Below are 5,390 nucleotides of genomic sequence, written 5' to 3' on the forward strand. Positions count from 1 at the left end.
CGTCACAAACGAAATACCGTTCGCAACAAAATCAGCCGTGATCTTCGCGTCTATCGTCATTTATGTGCTGTCTCCGGCATCAGGGGTGAAGGATAATTTTGGGGGCTGCAACGGCTCCGCTGCGCAAGTCTGCAAAGGCACGCGCTCCGTCTGACAGCGGGCGTTGCTCGGTCCAGTCAAGCGGACCGAGACGACCGTCAAAGATCGCTGAACATGTGTCGCGGAAATCCTGCGGCGTGTAGGTGTACGTACCGATGAATGTGATTTCCTGCAGTGTCATGCGCCGAATATCGAGACCGCCAATGTCTTCGCCAAGCCCGATATGAACGATCACGCCGCCAGGTTCCGTGAGTGATGAGACTGAAGCCCGAGTGGCGGCGTATCCTACGGCATCGACAGTCAGCCCGTAGCTGCCTGTCCCCGCGGGGACACATGGAAGATCACACCGATTTTCCAGAAAGCTGCGCCTGGCTTCATTCGGCTCGGCGACAGTAACATTGGACAAACCCTGCGCTTTCAGCGCCAAGGCAGCGGCAAGACCAATTGCGCCGCCGCCCAAAACAAGCGCGGAGCGGCTGGCCGCCGGATCCAATGCCGCCAACCCAAGACGTACAGCGTGCCAGCTGACCGCGAGTGGTTCTGCCAAAGCGGCTTTGCCCAGAGACACAGCGTCTGGGACCTCAACCAGGTTTTCCGGGCGCATCGCCACCAATTCGGCGAACGCTCCTTCGCGTGGAGGCATCGATATGATTGTGCGATCCGTACACAGGTTGTCGCGCCCGGATGTGCACGCAATACAACTCCCACACCCGACAAGAGGGTTAATCGTGACACGCGCACCAGCACGATCCCCGCCGACAATTACACCAGCCGCCTCATGCCCCAGGATCAACGGGGCCGGACGTCGATCATCGTGCCCCAGATAGGCATGCATGTCCGAACCGCAGATACCCGACGCTTTCACGCGCACCAATTCCTGCCCCGAGCCTGCAATTGCATCAGGCATATCACGCAATGTCAGCGTTTCTACGCCATCGTAAACAAGCGCTTTCATCTAACGGGTTCTCTCCCTCTTCATCACATCAGCAAGAAGGATCGCTGATGTGACCCGGATCAGCCTTCGGCACTCAGATCAAAGTTCTCGCCCGGGAAATACTTGGCCAGACGCACATCCGCCGCGCGGGCGTGACCCTCCATCCCTTCAAGTCGCGAGATACGAGCTGTTGCTTCTGCTACTGGTTTCGACCCCTCCCGGGTCGCGCGCTGCCATGTCACGATCTTCATGTACTTATGTACGGACAAGCCACCTGTGTAGTTTGCCGCCCCGGAGGTCGGCAGCACGTGGTTCGTGCCAGATGCCTTGTCGCCATAGGACACGGTTGTCTCTTCCCCAAGAAACAGTGAACCGTAACATGTCAGACGGTCCAACCACCAATCTAGGTCTTCCGCCTGTACGGTAAGGTGCTCTGGCGCGTAATCATCGGAACAGGTCGCCATTTCTTCACGGTCCGCGCACAAGATCACCTCGGCATAGTCGCGCCAGGCTGCCGTCGCGTTCTCGCGGTTCACCTCCGGTAAATCAGCGATCAGTTGGGGCACCATGTTCATCACGCGCTCGGCCAGATCGCGGCTGTCCGTGACCAACCATACAGGTGAGTTATACCCATGTTCGGCTTGACTGACGAGGTCGGTCGCAACGATATGCGCGTCGGCCTTGCCATCGGCAAGGATCAAGCTGTCGGTCGGGCCCGCAATCATATCAATGCCCACGCGGCCAAAAAGAATGCGCTTGGCTTCAGCAACAAACTGATTGCCGGGACCGACAAGGATGTTTGCCTTGGGCAGGCCGAACAAGCCAAAGGTCATGGCCGCGACACCCTGCACGCCGCCCATCGCCATGATCTTGTCCGCGCCACAGATGTGAGCGGCATAGACAATGGCCGGTGCCACACCGACGCCGGGACGCGGCGGTGAACATGCGGTGATGTGCTTGCAACCGGCAACCTTGGCCGTTGTGACTGTCATGATGGCGCTGGCAATGTGGCTGTACCGACCACCCGGCACATAACAACCGGCTGCATCAACCGGGATCGCCTTCTGACCGGCGATCAGACCGGGCACGACCTCAAGCTCAACATTCGCGACCGTTGCTTTTTGGGTTTCTGCAAACCGCCGCACATTGTCATGGGCAAACCGAATATCTGCTTTCAGCTTGTCAGGTACTTGCGCGATGGCCGCTTCGATCTCGTCCGCAGTCAAAAGAACATTGCCTTCGTACTTGTCGAACTTGGCCGCATATTCCAATGCCTTGGCATCGCCGCCAGCTTCGATATCGGTCAGGATATCGTTTACAATCTGGTTGACGTCAGATGCCCCTGATGTTGCTGTCAGCGTTGCTTTCTTAAGGTATTCACGTGCCATCGGATGCCTTGGTTCACTTTTGAATTCTGGCGCACGCTAGGGGTTTGTAGTCGGGCGACGCAAGGTCAGCCGAGACCGGATTTGTGACATTCACGAACAAGCTGTCACACTTTTTATTATTCGAAATATACGCTGCCGAAATGTCTCAATTTTCGGCGAAATATGCGGACGCAGAATTCACAACCTGAATACTGCGCCCGCAAACACGCTGCCGATGAACAAGCCCGGCAGCGTAGGATTCTTAGCCGTCAATCAGAGCATTCAGAGTTGCAGACGGGCGCATGATGCCAGTCACCTTTGCCTCATCGGTGTTGTAGTAGCCACCCAGATCGACCGCTGCACCACGTCCGTCCATCAGTTCGGTTGAAATCATGTCTGCGTTTTCGCCAAGCGAACCCGCAAGATCAGCAAAGGATGCGGCAAGATCCGCGTCATCGCTTTGTGCGGCCAGCGCTTCTGCCCAGTACAGGGCAAAGAAGAAATGGCTGTCACGGTTGTCCGGCTGACCAACCTTGCGGCCCGGGGATTTGCCTTCGCCCAGCAGCTTGATGATCGCGGCATCCGCAGCATCGCCCATGATGGACGCCTTCGTATTGCCGTGTGCATCGCCAAAGAAGCGAAGGCTTTCAGCAATGGCGCAGAACTCACCCAGGCTGTCCCAGCGCAGGTGATTTTCTTCGACCAGCTGTTGGACGTGCTTTGGGGCGGACCCGCCTGCCCCGGTTTCGAACATGCCGCCGCCATTCATCAGCTTCACAACCGACAGCATCTTGGCCGACGTGCCGACCTCAAGGATCGGGAACAAGTCGGTCAGATAGTCACGCAGCACGTTGCCGGTGATAGCGATGCAGTTGTCACCCACTGTGATGACTTTGAGCGCATGGCGCGTGGCAGCGGCCGGGTCCATGATCTGGAAGGTGTCGGTCTTGCCCTTCTCAGCCAGGATCGGCGTGATCATCTTGATCAACTCAGCGTCATGACCCCGCGTGGCATCCAACCAGAAGACCGACGCGTAACCCGTTGTGGATTCGCGCGAAACCGCCAGGTCAACCCAGTTCAGAACCGCTTCCTTGCGGGTCGAAGCCATCCGCCAAATATCACCAGCTTCCACGTCGTGGCTGGACAGCACATCACCATTGCTTGCAATCACCTTGATCGTACCGGTAGCAGGGATTTCGAAGGTAGTAGGGTGCGAGCCGTATTCCTCGGCCTTTTTCGCCATCAAACCGATGTTCTGCACGGTTCCCGCAGTTGTCGGGTCCAGCGCACCATTGGCTTTGAAGAAATCAACCGTCTCGGCATAGACCGGAGCGTAGGAGCTGTCGGGGATCACGCAGTTCGTGTCCGCCTCTTTACCATCCGGGCCCCAGCCCTTGCCGCCGGCGCGCAGCACGGCAGGCATAGACGCATCGATGATCACGTCGGATGGCACGTGCAGGTTGGTGATACCCTTGTCGGAATTCACCATGTACATCGGCGGGCGATCCGCCATGACCGCGTCAATCTCAGCCTTGATCGCTGCGCCGTTGGACATACCCGCGATGACGTCCAGCATAGTGCCGAGGCCAGAGTTCGGATTCACACCCGCAGCGGCGAAATCGTCGGCGTATTTGTCAAAGACAGGTTTGAGGTAGGCGCGAACGGCGTGGCCAAAAATGATTGGATCCGACACCTTCATCATCGTGGCCTTCATGTGCAATGAAAACAGCGTACCGTCGGCCTTTGTGTCGTCAATCGCTTTGCCAAGGAAGGCCATCAAAGCGGTCCGCGACATGTAGGTCGCGTCAACAATGGTACCCGCATCCATGCTCAGTCCGTCTTTGAGCACCGTCACGGTTCCATCTGCTGCCGTATGTTCGATTTTCAAAGCACCGGCCTGCGCGTCGCTCAGGGTCACCGATGTCTCATTCGAGCGGAAATCGCCAGCGCCCATGGTCGACACCTTGGTCTTGCTGTCGGCGCTCCACGCGCCCATCGAATGCGGATTGTCCTTGGCATAGGCTTTGACAGCGGCAGGTGCACGGCGGTCGGAGTTGCCTTCGCGCAGCACCGGGTTCACCGCAGAACCCTTGATCGCGTCGTAGCGAGCACGAATGTCGTTCTCTTCATCCGTGGCAGGTGCTTCCGGATAGTCAGGAATATCAAAGCCCTGATCTTGCAATTCCTTGATCGCCGCTTGCAGCTGCGGCACCGAGGCAGAGATGTTTGGCAGCTTGATCACGTTTGCGTCCGGCGTGGTCACCAACTGCCCAAGGGCCGCCAGATCGTCACTTTGCGCCTGCGCGTCCGTCAGGCGTTCGGGGAATGTTGCCAGGATACGGCCCGCAACCGAGATATCGCGCGTCGACACGTCGATGCCTGCGGCAGACACAAATTTGCGCACGATAGGCAGCAGCGATGCCGCCGCCAGTTGTGGGGCTTCATCCGTGACGGTGTAGATGATGTCGGGAGCGGCGTCTTGGGACATAATGCAGTCTTTCGCTTGTTTCAGACACGAGGGGCGCATGGCGTGACGTTCTGCACACCATTGTATGCCGTGCAGATAACGGGTCAGCGGCAAAGGCTCAATGCCAGTCACGCAAGCGCGACAATTGTATCCGTTTTCCCGGCTTTTCCGCGCAAAAGATGCCATGGAAACCACCTTGAGCGCATCAGAAAAGCGCGAAACATCCGGTCCGCCTCGCGGAAACTGAAATCATCCGCCGTGGAGTCGTTCCGGCCGCGAAAGACCCGACCGTTCGAAATTGAAAGATACCGCCGCAATTCTTTATATTCTGCACAGTTGACGCGCAGCTTTTTCACCGCAATGCTCAATACATGAGCAGAATAAAAACGATGTGCGCAGCGTTCGTCGTTATGGCAACCGGGATCACACAGGCCGCAGCCGACAACGACATCGCCTTTTCCTTCGCCGAATGTGCTGGGCGTTTCTCGGCTGAAATGGAGCATGCATGGCTTCTGAATGATCC

4 protein-coding genes are annotated in these 5,390 nt (G+C 57.5%); all 4 read right to left on the minus strand.

What is annotated here, in order from left to right:
• Nucleotides 1-79: 79 nt before the first annotated feature.
• On the minus strand, nucleotides 80-1,054 hold the full coding sequence (locus IE087_RS05635; RefSeq protein WP_189368352.1) for a zinc-dependent alcohol dehydrogenase: 975 nt from the start codon (nucleotides 1,052-1,054) through the stop codon (nucleotides 80-82).
• Between the two features lie 59 nt (nucleotides 1,055-1,113).
• Nucleotides 1,114-2,421 (minus strand): histidinol dehydrogenase, encoded by a 1,308-nt coding sequence (gene hisD / locus IE087_RS05640; protein ID WP_189368353.1) that lies wholly within the window; start codon nucleotides 2,419-2,421, stop codon nucleotides 1,114-1,116.
• A gap of 241 nt (nucleotides 2,422-2,662) precedes the next feature.
• Complete coding sequence (locus IE087_RS05645; protein ID WP_189368354.1) at nucleotides 2,663-4,888, minus strand: NADP-dependent isocitrate dehydrogenase; 2,226 nt, start codon at nucleotides 4,886-4,888, stop codon at nucleotides 2,663-2,665.
• 107 nt (nucleotides 4,889-4,995) lie between these two features.
• Nucleotides 4,996-5,390: hypothetical protein (locus tag IE087_RS05650; protein WP_189368355.1), on the minus strand; the 395-nt coding region annotated here is incomplete at its 5' end.

Origin of the sequence: Tateyamaria omphalii (assembly GCF_014651375.1) — a bacterium.
In the GTDB taxonomy this organism is placed as follows: domain Bacteria; phylum Pseudomonadota; class Alphaproteobacteria; order Rhodobacterales; family Rhodobacteraceae; genus Tateyamaria; species Tateyamaria omphalii.